General features: G+C 68.4%; 17 protein-coding genes. 8 read left to right on the top strand and 9 right to left on the bottom strand.

All coding sequences use genetic code 11. The features are described from left to right. Positions 1-4: 4 nt before the first annotated feature. Positions 5-505, bottom strand: a complete 501-nt coding sequence (locus SK854_RS13305) for a GNAT family N-acetyltransferase (protein WP_319975382.1) — start codon at positions 503-505, stop codon at positions 5-7. 85 nt (positions 506-590) lie between these two features. Here SK854_RS13305 and SK854_RS13300 point away from each other — a divergent pair, with 85 nt between their 5' ends. After that, positions 591-815 (top strand): zinc-ribbon domain-containing protein, encoded by a 225-nt coding sequence (locus SK854_RS13300; protein ID WP_319966184.1) that lies wholly within the window; start codon positions 591-593, stop codon positions 813-815. 58 nt (positions 816-873) lie between these two features. Here the strand turns inward: SK854_RS13300 and SK854_RS13295 are convergent, their stop codons facing one another. After that, complete coding sequence (locus SK854_RS13295) at positions 874-1,458, bottom strand: DUF998 domain-containing protein (protein WP_319975381.1); 585 nt, start codon at positions 1,456-1,458, stop codon at positions 874-876. A 138-nt stretch (positions 1,459-1,596) separates the two neighbouring features. On the opposite strand from SK854_RS13295, the gene SK854_RS13290 reads away from it, so the two are divergent. Beyond that, the gene (locus SK854_RS13290; protein WP_319975380.1) at positions 1,597-2,280 is read left to right on the top strand and encodes an SRPBCC family protein; all 684 of its coding nucleotides are present in this window, start codon (positions 1,597-1,599) and stop codon (positions 2,278-2,280) included. Beyond that, a complete protein-coding gene (locus tag SK854_RS13285; RefSeq protein ID WP_319975379.1) occupies positions 2,277-3,104 on the top strand; it encodes an alpha/beta fold hydrolase in 828 nt (275 codons plus the stop codon). The genes SK854_RS13290 and SK854_RS13285 overlap by 4 nt, the downstream gene beginning before the upstream one ends. Here the strand turns inward: SK854_RS13285 and SK854_RS13280 are convergent. From SK854_RS13280 to SK854_RS13270, 3 genes are read right to left on the bottom strand one after another with little or no spacing between them, the layout of a single operon-like run. After that, positions 3,014-4,219, bottom strand: a complete 1,206-nt coding sequence (locus SK854_RS13280) for an MFS transporter (protein ID WP_319975378.1) — start codon at positions 4,217-4,219, stop codon at positions 3,014-3,016. The two genes, SK854_RS13285 and SK854_RS13280, sit on opposite strands and share 91 nt — an antisense overlap. Positions 4,220-4,238: 19 nt before the next feature. Further along, positions 4,239-4,826, bottom strand: a complete 588-nt coding sequence (locus SK854_RS13275; protein ID WP_319975377.1) for a Pr6Pr family membrane protein — start codon at positions 4,824-4,826, stop codon at positions 4,239-4,241. Between the two features lie 23 nt (positions 4,827-4,849). After that, positions 4,850-5,248: a DUF2000 domain-containing protein gene (locus tag SK854_RS13270; RefSeq protein ID WP_319975376.1), complete on the bottom strand. Its 399-nt coding sequence runs from the start codon at positions 5,246-5,248 to the stop codon at positions 4,850-4,852. Positions 5,249-5,298: 50 nt separating this feature from the next. Between SK854_RS13270 and SK854_RS13265 the strand changes: the two genes are divergently transcribed. Together SK854_RS13265 and SK854_RS13260 are read left to right on the top strand one after the other, a co-directional pair. Beyond that, positions 5,299-6,060, top strand: coding sequence for an AraC family transcriptional regulator (locus SK854_RS13265; protein ID WP_319975375.1), 762 nt, complete (start codon positions 5,299-5,301; stop codon positions 6,058-6,060). Between the two features lie 4 nt (positions 6,061-6,064). Next, on the top strand, positions 6,065-8,671 hold the full coding sequence (locus SK854_RS13260; protein ID WP_319975374.1) for a BTAD domain-containing putative transcriptional regulator: 2,607 nt from the start codon (positions 6,065-6,067) through the stop codon (positions 8,669-8,671). On the opposite strand, the gene SK854_RS13255 is transcribed toward SK854_RS13260, so the two are convergent. From SK854_RS13255 to SK854_RS13245, 3 genes are read right to left on the bottom strand one after another with little or no spacing between them, the layout of a single operon-like run. Further along, positions 8,631-9,653: an FAD-dependent monooxygenase gene (locus SK854_RS13255; RefSeq protein ID WP_319975373.1), complete on the bottom strand. Its 1,023-nt coding sequence runs from the start codon at positions 9,651-9,653 to the stop codon at positions 8,631-8,633. The two genes, SK854_RS13260 and SK854_RS13255, sit on opposite strands and share 41 nt — an antisense overlap. Before the next feature lie 58 nt (positions 9,654-9,711). Continuing rightward, positions 9,712-10,308, bottom strand: a complete 597-nt coding sequence (locus SK854_RS13250) for a DUF305 domain-containing protein (protein ID WP_319975372.1) — start codon at positions 10,306-10,308, stop codon at positions 9,712-9,714. Positions 10,309-10,312: 4 nt separating this feature from the next. Further along, positions 10,313-11,071 carry a lytic polysaccharide monooxygenase gene (locus tag SK854_RS13245; protein WP_319975371.1) on the bottom strand — a complete coding sequence of 253 codons (759 nt, stop codon included), beginning with the start codon at positions 11,069-11,071 and terminating at the stop codon, positions 10,313-10,315. 280 nt (positions 11,072-11,351) lie between these two features. On the opposite strand from SK854_RS13245, the gene SK854_RS13240 reads away from it, so the two are divergent. The 3 genes from SK854_RS13240 to pip all read left to right on the top strand — a co-directional run bounded on the left by SK854_RS13240 (position 11,352) and on the right by pip (position 13,480). After that, a complete protein-coding gene (locus tag SK854_RS13240; protein WP_319975370.1) occupies positions 11,352-11,825 on the top strand; it encodes a hypothetical protein in 474 nt (157 codons plus the stop codon). 76 nt (positions 11,826-11,901) lie between these two features. Next, positions 11,902-12,444 (top strand): DUF305 domain-containing protein, encoded by a 543-nt coding sequence (locus SK854_RS13235; protein ID WP_319975369.1) that lies wholly within the window; start codon positions 11,902-11,904, stop codon positions 12,442-12,444. A gap of 88 nt (positions 12,445-12,532) precedes the next feature. Further along, on the top strand, positions 12,533-13,480 hold the full coding sequence (gene pip, locus SK854_RS13230; RefSeq protein ID WP_319975368.1) for a prolyl aminopeptidase: 948 nt from the start codon (positions 12,533-12,535) through the stop codon (positions 13,478-13,480). On the opposite strand, the gene SK854_RS13225 is transcribed toward pip, so the two are convergent. Further along, positions 13,477-14,910: a tannase/feruloyl esterase family alpha/beta hydrolase gene (locus tag SK854_RS13225; protein WP_319975367.1), complete on the bottom strand. Its 1,434-nt coding sequence runs from the start codon at positions 14,908-14,910 to the stop codon at positions 13,477-13,479. The two genes, pip and SK854_RS13225, sit on opposite strands and share 4 nt — an antisense overlap. Between the last annotated feature and the right edge of the window lie 78 nt (positions 14,911-14,988).

The raw sequence follows: 14,988 nt of genomic DNA, 5'->3' as shown, positions 1-14,988 counted from the left end.
AACCTCAGTCCGTGGCGAGCCGCGCGTGGGTCTCGGTGTCGTAGCGGACTCCGTCGTAGAGCAACCGGGCCCGCTCGACGCCTTCCACCGCGTAGCCGGCGCCCGTCGCGACCCGGCAGGAAGCGGGATTGTCCAGGCGATGCGCGATCTCCAGGCGGAACAGGCCGAGCTCGGAGAAGGCGAACTCGCTGACCGCGCGGCAGGCCCTGGTCGCCAGCCCCTTGCCCCGCGCCTCCTCCCGCATCCAGTAGGAGACCCACCCGGTCAGGTGACGGCGCTCGACGCTCGACACGGCGACGTTGCCCACCGGCACGCCCTCGTGCAGCACGGCGAACGCGTACGCGGTGTCGTCGGTGCGGTGGGACGCGAGCAGCGCGATCCACTCCTCGGCGGCGGCCAGCGAGTCGATCTGGGCGGTGAACTGACGGTCCATCATCGGCTCGACGGAAGCGGCCAGGATGATCGGCGCGTCGTCGGGGGTCCAGGGCCGCAGCAGGGTGTCCACCTGTCCACCTTCTGAATTCCGCGGGCCCACTGCAACTCAGAGGGGACCTCAGACGTCAGAAGGACATCCGGGACGAGGAGAGCAGATGGTCATTTTCGGCTGGCGCACGACGATCGAGCAGCTGCGCATGCTGACGCTGGTGTGCGGGCACTGCCACCACCAGTCGGCGCACAACCTGTTCCGCCGCTACACGAAGCCGACGATCTTCTTCATCCCGCTGTTCACGATCAGCAGCAGGTACGGGTTGCAGTGCACGTTCTGCGGAGTCTCCTACGACATCAGCAAGATGCACGCTCATCAGCTGGTCTGACAGGCGGCACAGCCGGGCGCGTGCACATCGGTGGTGACGCGCCCGCACTCCGGGCAGATCAGCTCGAGAAGGCAGGCCGGTTCAGCCTCAGGGACACGAGCGAGGTCCAGACCCAGCCGATCGTCGCGACCACGTAGAGCAGCACCGTCCCGCCGGGGTTGCCCAGGAACGCCATCGGCACCACCAGGAGCACGCCCGTCAGGCCGCTCATCACCGCCAGCCATCCTCCGAGCCTACGCGCGAACACGAAGCACGCCCCGATCCAGCCGATCATCGCGAGCCCGAACGCGACCGCGTGCAGAGCGCCGTGCCAGGACAACGAGGCCGGCGGGCCGTCCGGTGCTCCGGCGGGGAAGCCCATGGCCGGATCGGCGACGAACACCCCGCCGAGCATCATGCCCGCCCCCATCAGGCCGATCAGCCTCGCTCCCCACCTGGTGTGCTTCGCCATGCCGGTGGCCGCGACCAGGAACAACGCGCCGCTGACGATGAAGTTCGCGATCTGGATCCAGCCGAGCGAGCCGAGGCTGAGCATGCTGAACGGGTGCCGCGAGAGGTCGAAGCCCTCGCGGGTGAACGCCTGGGCGTACCCGACGACGAGGTAGAGCGGACCGGCGACGACGCCACAGGCGATGCGGGACACGGGTTCCTCCAGAGGTTCGGTGTGGCGAGAACAGAACCACCGACAATTTTTTTTGTCAAGACTAGTCGCACTGTCTTGACGAAGAGAATCGTCGGGAGCAGGATGAGACCATCCACGAAGCCAGCACAGGGAGAACCGATGGGCCACGAGTTCACGAGCACCGACGAGATCGAGGTGCCGGCGTCGGTCGAGGACGTCTGGACGGCCATTGCGACGGGGCCGGGCATCGACTCGTGGTTCATGGGCCGCAACGAGGTCGCGAACGGCCAGGTCAAGATGGCCTTCGGCGGGTACGAGCCGACGAGCGAGGTCACCGCGGCGGAACCGGGGCGCCATTTCGCGTACGACAGCGGCAAGGCGCCCGACGGCCGGTTCATCGCCTACGAGTTCCTCGTCGAGGGCCGCGAGCACAGCAGCACCGTGCTGCGGATGGTGACGAGCGGCTTCCTGCCGGGCGACGACTGGGCCGACGAGTTCGAGGCGATGACGCTGGGCGGCGCGCTGTTCCGGCGCACGCTGCTCGAGTACCTGACGCACTTCCCCGGCCGCACGGCCCGTCCGCTCACGGTCTTCGGGCCGATGGTCGCGGACTGGGACGAGGCCTGGAAGAAGCTCGACGCGGCGCTGGCCGGGAAGCTCCCGGACGCCGTCGAGTTCCACCGCAACGCCCACACCCTCGCGCTGCGCACCGACAAGGGCATGTACCGGTTCATGCGCGGGTTCTTCGGTCCGGTCATCGCCGCGCACAACGTCTTCGAGGGCGACGAGTCCGAACAGGACTGGCAGGACTTCCTCGACACCACCTTGGGAGAGCAGAAATGACGCGCTTCACGACTTCCGCCGACGGCACCGAGGTCGCCTACTCGATCACCGGTTCCGGGCCGGCGCTGATCATCGTGGACGGCGCGATGTGTCACCGCATGTTCGGCCCGACCACCGAACTGGCGTCGGTGCTGGACAAGAACTTCACCGTCCACACCTACGACCGGCGCGGCCGCGGCGAGACCGGTGACGGCGCGACGCCGTGGTCGGTGGAGCGCGAGGTCGAGGACATCGACGCCGTGATCAAGGAAGCTGGCGGTTCGGCGTTCGTCTTCGGTGTCTCGTCGGGCGCGGTGCTGGCTCTCGAAGCGGCGTCACGACTGCCGGGCATCTCACGGCTCGCCATCTACGAGGCGCCGTTCGTCGTGGACGACACGTACAAGCCGCGGCCGGCGGACATCGTGCGGCAGATGAACGACATGCTGGCTCGCGGCGACCGCTCGGGCATGCTCTCGACGTTCATGAAGATGGTGGGCGTGCCCGCCTTCGGCCTCGCGATCATGAAGCTGACCCCGGTGTGGAAGAAGCTCAAGCCGGTCGCGCACACGCTGCCGTGGGACCTGACGATCCTCGGCGACGACGGCCGCGGCTCGAAGCTGCCGACGGACCGCTGGAGGGTGAAGGTGCCGACCCTCGCGATGGACGGCGGCAAGAGCCCCGAGTACCTCCGCAACGCGATGAAGAACGTCTCGGAAGTGCTCGGGGCGGACACGGAGTACCGGACGCTGCCCGGTCAGACGCACATGTACAAGTCGTCGGTCATGGCGCCGGAACTCGTGGAGTTCTTCTCGCGGGCCCAGCGCACCGCCGGTCCCATCGCGTAACCCGCCACTACGAACAGCCCGCCGACCGCGAGCCACCCGAGTGCTCCCCAGCCGAGCACGACGGTGGTGAGCAGGGCGGGGCCGACCATGCGCGCGACAGCCGTTCCGGTCGCGAAGAAGCCCTGGTACTGGCCCTGCCGGTCGGCGGGCGCGAGGGCGAAGCTGATCTCCCACGCGCCGGAGGCGAGCATCATCTCGCCGAGGACCTGCAACCCGGCCGCGGCGATCAGCAGTGCCGCCACCGGCCAGGCGCCGAAGCTGAACGCCGTGGTGGCGAAGACCGCGCAGGACGCGAACATGATCAGCCCGGAGTGCTTCACGAGCTTCGAGGCCTCACCGAGACCGGTGGCGCGCCGGGCGATCCGGACCTGGAAGAGCACGACGGCCGCGGTGTTGAGCACCAGCAACGCGGCCGCGAGCCAGGTCGGCGCCTCGGTGCGCTGCACGATCCACAGCGGGATGATCAGGCTCAGCAGCGGCATGTAGAGCAGCATCACGGCGTTGATCAGCGTGATCAGGGCGTACGGGCGGTCCTTGAGGACGTCGAACTTGCCCTTCGCCCTGGTCATCACGGTCTCCGGCAGCGTGCTCAGCACCACCGCCGCGACGACGAACGCGAGCACGTCGAGCACGAACACGGCCGTGTAGGCGGCCTCGGTGCCCAGGTGCAGCGCGAACCCGCCCGCCGCCGCGCCGATCGCGATGCCCGCGTTGGCCGTGGACTGGATCCGCGCACGGGCACGGGTGCGTTCCTCCGGGGTGGTGAGGCCCGCGAGCAGTGCCTGTCTGGACGCCTGCAGACCGCTCTGGAAACTCGCGTACAGGCACATGACCAGCACGAACGCGGCGAAGTTCCGGGTGAGGAGCAGGATCGCGATGCTCGTGGCCGTGGCCGCGGCGAGCACGACGGCGGTGGTGCGCGGGCCCAGGCGGTCGGCGAGATGTCCCAGCGCCACGCCCGCGACGGCTCCGACGCCCCACGCGAGGGTCAGCGCGAGGCCGACCCGCGCCGCGCTCAGGCCGACGACCTGCGTGAAGTAGAGGGCGGAGACGACGAGGAATCCGCCGTCCCCGATCGAGTTCGTCAGCTGTGCGTACGCGAGTCGCCTGGTCATGTCCTAGACCGTAGGACGGTTATTGGCCCTGGCTGTGGGACATCGACAGGCTGCGTTTCTGGGCCAATTTGTTTCCGGCCCAGGAGATCACGAAGGCCAGCACGCCGAAGACCACCGCGACGAACACGCAGTTCAGGAGCACCTCGCCGTAGCCGTTGGAGCGCGGATCCATGAACGGGTAGGGGTACCAGCCCACGATCGGGCCCCTGACCAGCGTGTACACCAGGTAGGCGAGTGGGAACGAGAGCCAGATCCACCACCGTTTGGTCTTCTCCGGCGCGAGCAGCCACTCCAAGACCACGAGGATCGGGACGACTGTGTGCAGCACCCAGTTCGCGTAGGCGGGTGTCTGCACGTCGATGCCCCGCAGCAGCAGCCAGTACACGATTCCCGTCGTGCCCATGTAGAGCACGGCGGCGCCCCTGATCTGCGGCGACACCGGGTTGAACACGCCGAGCAGCGCCACGACGGCCGCGAAGACGTTCGACAGCACCGTGAAGTAGCTGAAGTGGTTGGCCGGCTGGAACCTGTCGCCCAGCACGACCACCAGGTACACCTCTGCCGAAAGAACCAGCAGGAACACGGCCATCCGGAGCAGCTTGATCACGCACGCATTAGAACTCGGTTTGGTCAGGGGTGCATCCGGGCGCCCTTGAAGATCTTGTCGACGGCGTTCTTCTGGCCGTGCACCGCGATCCCGACCAGGTCGAGGTCCTGGGTGTGCACCTTGCGGACGGCCGCCCGGTTGTCCGCGTCGTTGCCGGTGGCGAACAGGTCGGCGGTGAAGATCGTCATGGCCTGGTTGCGGTTCAGGGCGCGTTCGTGGGCCTTCTTGAGGAGTTCCTGGTCGCCCTGCAGGACCACGACGGGCTGGCCGAACATCGGCAGGTAGTGCACGTCGTCGGCGTCGATGTAGGGCTCGCCGCGCAGCGTCTCGGACAGCCCGCTGACGAGGAAGGCGGTGACGTTCAGCGCCTGCCAGCCGGCCAGGTCGTCCCGCAGCAGCACAGCGATCTTGGTGTCGAACATGGACTCCACGATCGCGGGCACCCACGTGTGCGGTCTTGTACGTTTCTGACATGAGCGTGGCCGCGTGGAAACCGGCGGTGGAAGGCATCAAGGAGGTCTTCCACGCCTCCTTCACCACGCACGTCTACCCGGCGCACACGCACGACGCGTGGACGTTGATGGTGCTCGACACCGGGGCCGTGCGATACGAACTGGACCGTCACGAGCACGGCGCGCTCGTGGACGGCGTCACGCTGTTGCCGCCCCACGTGCCGCACGACGGCCGATCCGCGTACCCGACCGGGTTCCACAAGCGCGTGCTTTACCTGGACGACTCGGTGCTGCCGTCCGACCTGATCGGCAAGGCCGTGGACACGCCGATGCTGCCCGATCCTCTGCTGCGCCACCGAGTCCACCAACTGCACCTGGCGCTGGACGAGCCGTTCGAGGCGGCGAGCAGGCTGGCGCTGATCACCGAACGCCTCACGCACCACTTCGCCGGCACCGCGCCCGTCGTGCACGCGGATCCGACGCTCGCCGACCGGTTGCGGCAGCTGCTGGACGCCTCGCTGCCGGACGGCATGACCCTGAACGCGGCCGCGCGGGAGTTGCAGACCAGCCCGACCCACCTGGTGCGGGCGTTCAGCCGCCGGTTCGGGTTGCCGCCGCACCGCTACCTGACCGGGCGCCGGGTGGATCTCGCCCGCGGCTATCTGGTCGAGGGACGGCCGGCGGCCGAGGTGGCGGTGCTGGCCGGGTTCCACGACCAGTCGCACCTCACGCGCCACTTTCGCCGTGTGCTGGGTACGAGTCCTGGGCGCTTCGTACGCTGACACCGTGCACATCGGCATTCTCGGGCCAGTTGAAGCGCACTCTCCCGACGGCAAGATCGCGGTGGGTGGCCCTCGGCCGCGCACTCTGCTGGCGCTGCTGGCGATCCGGGTGGGGGAAATCGTCCCGCTCGACCGTTTGGTGGACGAGCTCTACGGCTCCGAACCGCCGGCCGATGCCGCGAACGCCTTGCAGGGTCAGGTCTCACGCCTGCGCCGGGCGCTCGGGGACACGTCGCTGATCGAGTTCCACCCGGCCGGATACCGCTTGGCTCTGCCCGCCTCCCAGGTCGACGCGCACCGGTTCGCAGCGCTGGCAACGGAGGGCCGGACCGCGTTGGAACAGGGGGATTCGCAGGCAGCGGAATCCCTTTTGTCCGAAGCACTTCAGCTCTGGCGCGGTCCGGCGCTCGCCGACGTTCCGCTGGCGGACCACGCGACCCGTTGGGAAGAGCAGCGCTCCGCCGCCTCGGGTTCGCTGATCGCCGCACGGATCCGGCTCGGCCAGGCGGACGTTCAGGAGATCCAGGACCTGGTGCGGCAGCACCCGTTGGACGAACGCCTGCGCGGCTACCTGATGCAGGCGCTGAACCAACAGGGCCGTCAAGCCGAGGCGTTGCAGGCGTTCGAGGACGCGCGCGCCGTGCTGGCCGACGAGCTGGGCACCGATCCGTCCCCCGAACTGCGCGCCGTGCACCTGCAGGTCCTGCGCGGCCAGACCCACCGCGAACTGCCCGCCCAGCTCACCACTTTCGTTGGCAGACAGGAGGAACTCGCACGGATCGCTTCGCTCTCCTCCCGTCTCATCACCCTCACCGGTCCCGGCGGCGCGGGCAAGACCCGGCTCGCGCTGCAGGCCGCTGGTCCCGGCGCGATCTTCGTGGACCTGGCACCGGCCAAGGACGTCGCGGCGGCGGCCCTGCAGGCGTTGGGGCTCAAGGAAACCGTGCTGGAGCCGGAAGACCGCCTGACGCTGGCCCTGCGCGAACGCGACACGTTGCTGATCCTGGACAACTGCGAGCACCTGATCGTCCAGGCCGCCGAACTGGCCGGGCGCCTGCTCAGCACGTGCCCGTCGTTGCGCATCCTCGCCACCAGCCGGGAAGCGCTCGGCATCACCGGCGAGACGCTGTGCCCGGTGCCCCCGCTGAACCCCGAGCAGAGCGTGGCGCTGTTCGCCGACCGCGCCCGGCTGGTCAACCCCGCGTTCGTGCGCGACCAGCACACCGTGGACATCTGCCGGGAACTGGACGGCCTGCCGCTCGCGATCGAACTGGCCGCGGCGCGCACCCGCACGCTGACCACCGAGGAGATCGCCGACCGCCTGAACGACCGCTTCCGCCTGCTCACCAAGGGAAACCGCGCCGCCGCGCCCCGTCACCAGACGCTGCGCGCGGTCGTCGAGTGGTCGTGGGACCTGCTGTCCGAGGAGGAACGCGACCTGGCCGCGTGCCTGGCCACGTTCAGCGGCGGGGCGACCCTGGAGGCCGTCGAGGAGGTCTGCCGGCACGACGTCGAGGTGCTGGACGCGTTGGTGGACAAGTCCTTGGTGGAGGCGAACGACGGCCGTTACCGGATGCTGGAGACCATCCGCGAGTTCTGCTCGCAGCACAAGCGCGTCGACGCCGAGCACGCCGCGTACTTCCAGGAGCTGGCCCGCCGCGCGGATCCCGAGCTGCGCCAACGGGATCAGGTGCGGTGGTTCACCCGGCTGATGGCCGAGCACGCGAACCTGATGCAGGCGCTGGAATGGACCACCTCGTTCGTGCCGGAGCAGGCGTTGCGGCTCGTCAGCGACCTCGCCTGGTACTGGTACCTGAAGGGCAGCCGCACGGAGGTCCAGGGCGCGGCCCGCCTGCTGCTGGACCGGACGCCCGAACAGTCCACAGAGGAGTACACGGTCCTGCTCGCCCTGGCCGAACCCGAACGCGTGCAGGAGAAGCTCCTGGCGTTGCACGGCCCGATCAAGCAACCGTTCGTGCTCATCGCCTGGGCCATGCTCAGCGGCCCTCCCGACCCGGCCGCGCCGCGCACCGCGCTCCAGGACGAGATCGAGAGCAGCGAAGACCCCTGGATCCAGGGCTTGATGGGCTTCAGCAACGCCTACACCACCTGGGCCGGCAGCGGCGACCGCGCCGTCGCGATCCAGCAGTCCCGCGAAGCCCTGCGGCACTTCCAGGACATCGGCGAACGCTGGGGATCGGCCCAGGTCCTGGACGTGCTGGCCACCCTGACCGAGGACCCGGCCGAAGCCCTCGCGCTGACGGACCAGGCACTCCAGGCCGTCGCCGAGCTGGGCGCCGTCGAGGAGTTGGCCGAGCTGCGGGCCCGGCGCGCGGACCGGTTGCTCGACATCGACCTGGACCAGGCCGAACGCGACTACCTCGAGGCGCTGGAGATGGCAGCGAAGGCGGGGCTGGCCGCCACGCGGGTGCTCGCCAACGCCGGGCTGGCCAAGATCGCCCAGCGCCGGGGAGATCCCGAGCGGGCCGAGGAGCTCCTGCTGGCAGCCCAGCAGGAGCTCGGGTTCGGGTGGATGCACACCGCGGCCAGGCAGCACGTGGACGCGGCGCTCAGTGAACTGCGGCGTACTCGGGGAGTTCGATCGCGGTAGCGGCGCGCAGATCCATCCGCGCGAACATCGGCATCTTGGGGAGCAGCCCGAACATCCGGTCCCGCACCCACATCCCGAGTCTGCTGCCGGGTGCGAGGAACGGCCCCGGATTGCCCTGGCTGCCGCGGGCGTACGGCCCGATCAGCGCCTCGTACCGGGCGAAGGCGTCGCCTCCCGACGCCATCTCCCCCGCCAGCACGTAGGCGGAGACGACCGCGAGCCCGGTTCCCATGCCGCCCAACGTGGATCCGTATCCGGCGTCACCGATCAACGTGACCCGCCCCGAACTCACCGCCGGCATGCGCACCTGGCTGATGGAGTCGAAGTAGACGCCCTTCGCCACCACCTCGTCCGGCATCAGTTCGGGAGGGACCGGCGACTTGTACATCAGCCACCCCGGCGCGGTCAGCACGCCCGGTGAGCAGGTCAGGTCCCGGTCGTCGCCCTCCGCGTCCCAGATCGCGAAGTAGTAGCCCTGGAACTTCGGCCGGTACTCGGGGAAAACCAGCCGCCGCACGCCGGAGCGCATCCCGTCCGCGCCGATCACGAAGTCGAACCGCCTTGGCGCCCCGTGCGCGAACGTCACGTCCACGCCATCACCGTCATCGTGCAGCGATGTGATCCAGTCGCCGAACACGTACGGCACCTGGTCCACGGTCAGCTCGTACAGCAGGCGTGACAGGTCGCCGCGGAGGATCTCCACGTCCCCGGCGGTGAACGAGGCGGGCAGCCGTGCCCGCTCACGTCCGTCGACGCCGCGGAACACCATGTCCCGCGGCGTGGTCCGCGCGGCCAGCACCGCGTCGAGCACGCCCATCCGCCTGAGCACGGACAGGTGTGCCTCGCCGCGGAAGTCCACGGCCTGGCCACCGCTGCGCAGCGACGGCGCGCGTTCCACCACCACCGGGGAGAAGCCGAAGCGCGTCAGCCAGTGCGCGAGAGCGGGCCCGGCGATTCCCGCTCCCGAGATCAGTACGTCCATGCACGGGATGCAACGCCGGGCCGCTGACCGAACGCTGCCCGTCCGCTGACGCGCCTGCCTACGCTCCGCCGATGATCTTCAGCATCTGCGAGATCTGGCCCTGCCGGGTGTTGACCACCCGCTCGGCATAGGCCGTCGTCTCGGGGTTCATGCCTTCCTTCTTCTCGTCGAGCGCCATCTCCACACCCGCGCCCTGGTGCCCCGCCATCAGGTTGAGGAAGAGCTGGTCGAACTCGGCCCCGCTCTTGTCCTTGGTCTCGTTGATGACCTTGTCGTCGAGCAGCGGCTGACCGCCGTGGGCGGCGTGCAGGTTGGCGCCGTCGCCTTCCGGCTTGCCCCAGAGCTTCAGCCACGACTTGAGCATCGTGAGCTCCTCGCGCTGGGTCACGTCGATCGCGCCCGCGAGGTCCTTCGCCTCCTTGCTGGTCGCCTTCGCCAGCCCCACCTGCGAGAGGCTGATGCCGAGCTGCAGGTGGTCCACCATCATCTGCACGAACATCACGTCCGCGTCGTTGAACCTCGCGCTGGCACCCGGAACGGGTGGTGCGGCGGAGGACGCGCCGTGCCCGTGAGCCCCTTGGCCCTCCGGCACGATCGCCTCTCCGCCGCACCCCGCCAGCGCCAGGACCGCGACCGCGATCACCAGGCGCCTCATCGGATCAGATCTTCTCCCACAGTGCCGCCACGTTCGGCGGTTCCCAGCCGGTCAGCGAGGTGTGCGCCTGACGGCAGCGGTAGGTCGAACCGCCGTAGGTGACGGTCTGCCCGGTCGCGTACGACGTGTTCGCCGCCCACGTGCCACCGGCGGGCGGCGGCGTCGTGGTGCTGCTGCTCGTCGTGGTGGGCGGAGGAGTGGTCGTCGTGGTGGTGGGCGGCGGAGTCGTGCCTCCACCGTTGATGTTGAGATCGATGCACGAGTAGAACGCGTTGACCGTGTCGCTGATGTTCCAGATCGCGTACAGCTTCTGGCGACCGGAGAACCCGCCGAGGTTGATCGTGTGCGTGGTCGGGTTGTTCGGCTGCTGGTTGTTGCCGGCGACGTAACCGACGCGCGTGCCGCCGATGAAGTACTCGTAGTCGCGCGTGGCGTGCCGGGCGGTGAAGGTCCAGGTCAGAGACAGGGTCTGGCCGGTGTTGGTGACCTTCCAGGGCAGGCTGTCGTTGTCGAGCGGCGCGAAGGGGCTGTTCGCGCTGGTCGCGCCGCTGCAGTTCTTCAGACCCTTGGGGCCTTCGGCGCTCTGCGGTTCGTACTTCGCCTGGCCGCAGAGGTCGACGGAGACGTCTCCCCTGGCGCACTGCGCCGAACGGCTGGCGGGCGACGACACGTAACCGTGCGCGCTCGCCGAACCGACCGGTGTGATGAGCACGATGGCAGGGACAGCGGCAATCAGGAGCGCCGCTTTACGCATGATTTTCATTCGTCCGAACTCCTTGGATCGTTCCCAAACGGGTGGACCCGTAGGCAGGGGGCGGGAACCGGCAGCGCGTCAGATGCGCTCACCGATCCAGTTTCGGTCTGTGGTCTAGACCATAAACCGGTGTTCAGAAAGTGGTCAAGCAACCACCTGATGCGAACGAAAATCGGTGCGCACCAACAAGTCCACGCGAGCAAGTGGTCCTATCGCTCCGCCATTCGGGTCACTGGATCAGACCAGTCAGCCCACTGGTACGAACTCCGCGCACTGGGTATCCCAGGACATGCGTGAATTCGACGAGCCCAGCAGGGCGGCCGGCCCCGGCGTTGTCGCCGACGGACCCGCAGGTGCCCCCACGGTCCTCGTGATCGATCCAGCCGGAGAAGCCAATCACAACGAGATTCCCGCGACCTGGCGGCCGCTGACCGAACACCTGCGAGTCGTGTGGCTGCGAGTTCCCGCCGCACCGAGCTGGAAGTCCACTGTGGACACCGTGCTGACCAGGCACAGGGACGACACCACGACCGTGCTCGACGTGGTCGCCAGCGGGCCGATCGCAGCGGATGTCATCGAACTGGTCGCGGCCCACTCGGACCTCGTGCGCTCGGTCCTGCTGGTCGACCCCGAGGTCGCGGTGGACGTGCCGTTCGCCCACGTCATCCACCACACCAACGACACCCCGGCACCGCTTCCGCTGGGCCATCCCGACGTGGTTCAGGGCGTGCTGGCGGCGCTCGAACTCCACCGAACCACTTAGGTTCCGAAACTTTCGCTGAACCGGACACTTCGGCCACCCGTATCCCTCGTCAGGGAACCGCGAGACGGGAGGCTTCATGCGAGCGCGTCTGCTCATCATCGTGCTAGGGCTGGTTGCGCTGACGGGCTGTTCATCGGTCGGAGGCAGCAGCTCCGGCGAACCGGCGGCCAACGAGGCGGACGCGACGTTCTCGTTGCAGATGATCCCGCACCACCACCAGACGATCGAGATCGCCAAGGTCGCCATGACGAAGTCCAAGGACGAGTTCGTCATCAACGTGGCCGACAAGATCGCCAACGCCGAGGCGGGCGAGATCGAGCAGATGGCCACCTACCTGCGCAGCTGGAACATCCAGGTGCCCGGTAACGACGCCAACGCCACGCACAAGATGGCGGGCATGATGACCGTCAAGGACGTCGAGGCGCTGAAGTCCGCCACCGGCAAGCAGTACGACGACCTCTTCCTCGCCACCCTCTCCCGCCATCTCCGCAGTGGCGTCGACATGGCGAAGAACGCCCAGGCCAAGGGTGAGCACATCGGCTCGAAGGCGCTGGCCGGCAAGATCATCGTGTCGCAGACCGAGGTGCTGGACCAGATCGCCGCCAAGCAGAAGTCCTGACACCGCAACAGGACAAGCACGCCACACACACGTCCGCAGCCGTAAAGGCAGTGGGCGTGTCGGCATGTTCGTCAATAGTCTCGCCGCCATGTACCCACAGGTGGAGCCCTACGCCCAGGGCATGCTCGACGTCGGCGACGGCCAACTCGTCCACTGGGAGGCCAGCGGCAATCCCGGCGGCAAACCGGCGTGCGTGTTCCACGGCGGCCCAGGATCGGGCTCACATCCCCGATGGCGCGAGGACTTCGACCCGGACCACTGGAACCTGATCCTCTGGGACCAGCGCGGCAGCGGTCAGAGCACCCCGTCGGTCGCGGATCCGGCGACCAGCATGGAGCACAACACCACCCAGCACCTGATCGACGACGCCGAGAAGCTCCGCGAGCACCTCGGCATCGAGAAGTGGCTGCTGGCCGGCGGTTCCTGGGGCTCCACCCTGATCCTCGCCTACGCCATCCAGCACCCCACCAGGGTCAGCGAGATCATCATCCCGGCGGTGACCACCTCCCGCCCCGAGGAGCACGCGTGGATCACCCGCGGCCTCGGCATGTTCTTCCCGGACCACTTCGACGCCTTCCGCGACGGCGTTCCCGAAGAAGATCGCGACGGCAACCTGGCCCTGGCCTACAACAGGCTCCTCAACTCGCCGGACCCGGCGGTCAGGGAGAAGGCCGCCTGGGACTGGAGCAAGTGGGACCTGTCCACGATCACGGGCGGCGACAACGACTTCGAAGGCACGAGGTACGCCGACCCCGTCACGCGCTACCGGCTCGCGCGGACCGTGACTCACTACTGGGGCAACGAGGCGTTCATCGAGCCGAACCACGTCCTGGACAACCTCGACAGGCTCAAGGGCATCCCCGGTGTGCTCATCCACGGCCGCAACGACTTCGGCGGACCGCTGCACACCGCGTGGGAGGTGGCGAAGAGGTGGCCGGACGCCGAACTGGTCATCCTGAACGACGCCGGCCACGAGATCATGAACGGCAGCAGCATGGACCAGGCCATCACCGCTGCCATCCAGAAGTTCCGCTAGGGCGCGACGGGTCCGGACCGGTAGAGGTCCTCCCCGGCCCAGCGGATCCGGTCCTCGAACCCGAATCCCGGCGCCGCGACGAAATTCGCCGCGTCGTCCACCGAGCCCGATCCGTCGTACTTGGCGCGCAACGGATACGGGAACACCGGACGGGTGCGCACGACGTTGCCGTCCTGGTCACGGCCTTCGGCGATGATCCGGGACGGCGCCTGGCCGCCTTCGACCCACGACACGAGTGCGCGCAACGGGTCGAAGTCGGTCAGGGTGTCGCCGCCGTTGCAGTGCCACATCGACGGGACGACGAACAGCCTTGCCCAGGAAGGGTTCTTGCCGCCGGTCAGCCGCTGCCAGTAGTCGAGCGTGCCCTCGAACGGGATGCCCTGGTCTCCCGCACCGTGCCAGATGATCAGCTTGCCACCGGCCCGCTGGAACGCACGCAGGTCCAGCGAAAGCGCGTTCGCCTTCACGGTCTCGGGCACCACGCGCCGGAACTCACGGGTGGTGAACTCGAAGCTCTCCAGCGACGAGTGCGGCCTGCCGATCGGGTAGACGAGGTGCTTGAGGCCGTTGTCCGCGAGCTCGGCGGCGATTCCCCTGCCCAGGCCCGGTGACGGGTTCAGCCAGAACGTCCACGAGATCTCCGAGCCGTACGGCTGACCGCCGGGGTAGAGCCGCGTGCCGTGGTCGGACGGGCCGGCGTAGAGGCGGCGGACACGGGCGACCTCGTCGTCGGTCAACTGGCCGGACAGCGTTCCCGGATCGAACTTGCACAGGCGCGGGTCGTCGATCTGCCCGTCCACCAGTCCGTCCAGGCCGTCGCACGCGTTCATCACCGCGCCGTGCAACAGAACGATCTTGTCGTTCGGGATGGTGTTGCGCGCGATCCACGCCTGGTAGCCGATCAGCCCGCCGTAGTAGGCGGCCGGCGCGGCGGCGATGACGCCGTCGAAGTCACGCGGGTAGCGCTGGGCCAGCAGCAGGCCCTCACGACCGCCGTTGGAGCAGCCGCTGAAGTACGACTTCACCGGCGCCTTGCCGTAGAACACCGAAATGAGGTGCTTGGACACCTTCGACAACACGTGCGGCGCGCGGAAGAAGTAGTCGTCGCGGGCCTTCTGGTCGTTGATGGCCCAGGTGGTGTCGAACGGGTTCTCCAGCGAGACCTGGTGGCCGTCGTCCGTGGCGGCCACCGCGGCGTCACCGAAGGCGGGGCCGCAGCCCGCGGGAAAGGCCGGATCGCCGATGATTCCACAGAATCCGCCACAGCCGTACTGGAGATAGCGGCCCTGGTAGCCGCGGGTCGGCAGCTTCAGCTGGAAGCCGACATTCGGTTCGATCGTGCCGCGGACGTCGCAGAACTCCTTGGCACCACTGACGACCACCGCCGACGTGACGCGAGTGCGCGCGTCTGGCACGTCGAACGAACGCACCAGGTCAGTGCATGATCGCACTGGCCGGAAAGCGGAATCGGCGGCGGCGGGTGCGATCCCCGCCACCGCCGTTCCCAG

Origin of the sequence: Lentzea sokolovensis (assembly GCF_033949975.1) — a bacterium.
In the GTDB taxonomy this organism is placed as follows: Bacteria; Actinomycetota; Actinomycetes; order Mycobacteriales; family Pseudonocardiaceae; genus Lentzea; species Lentzea sokolovensis.
This window is presented reverse-complemented; position numbering and strand designations above follow the sequence as displayed.

Excerpts from the sequence above, each read along its gene's own strand:
- SK854_RS13265 (WP_319975375.1), top strand. The coding sequence starts at position 5,299 with ATGAGCGTGGCCGCGTGGAAACCGGCGGTGGAAGGCATCAAGGAGGTC.
- SK854_RS13240 (WP_319975370.1), top strand. The coding sequence starts at position 11,352 with ATGCGTGAATTCGACGAGCCCAGCAGGGCGGCCGGCCCCGGCGTTGTC.
- SK854_RS13270 (WP_319975376.1), bottom strand. The coding sequence starts at position 5,248 with ATGTTCGACACCAAGATCGCTGTGCTGCTGCGGGACGACCTGGCCGGC.
- SK854_RS13235 (WP_319975369.1), top strand. The coding sequence starts at position 11,902 with ATGCGAGCGCGTCTGCTCATCATCGTGCTAGGGCTGGTTGCGCTGACG.
- SK854_RS13280 (WP_319975378.1), bottom strand. The coding sequence starts at position 4,219 with ATGACCAGGCGACTCGCGTACGCACAGCTGACGAACTCGATCGGGGAC.
- SK854_RS13250 (WP_319975372.1), bottom strand. The coding sequence starts at position 10,308 with ATGAGGCGCCTGGTGATCGCGGTCGCGGTCCTGGCGCTGGCGGGGTGC.
- pip (WP_319975368.1), top strand. The coding sequence starts at position 12,533 with ATGTACCCACAGGTGGAGCCCTACGCCCAGGGCATGCTCGACGTCGGC.
- SK854_RS13285 (WP_319975379.1), top strand. The coding sequence starts at position 2,277 with ATGACGCGCTTCACGACTTCCGCCGACGGCACCGAGGTCGCCTACTCG.
- SK854_RS13245 (WP_319975371.1), bottom strand. The coding sequence starts at position 11,071 with ATGAAAATCATGCGTAAAGCGGCGCTCCTGATTGCCGCTGTCCCTGCC.
- SK854_RS13300 (WP_319966184.1), top strand. The coding sequence starts at position 591 with ATGGTCATTTTCGGCTGGCGCACGACGATCGAGCAGCTGCGCATGCTG.
- SK854_RS13290 (WP_319975380.1), top strand. The coding sequence starts at position 1,597 with ATGGGCCACGAGTTCACGAGCACCGACGAGATCGAGGTGCCGGCGTCG.
- SK854_RS13255 (WP_319975373.1), bottom strand. The coding sequence starts at position 9,653 with ATGGACGTACTGATCTCGGGAGCGGGAATCGCCGGGCCCGCTCTCGCG.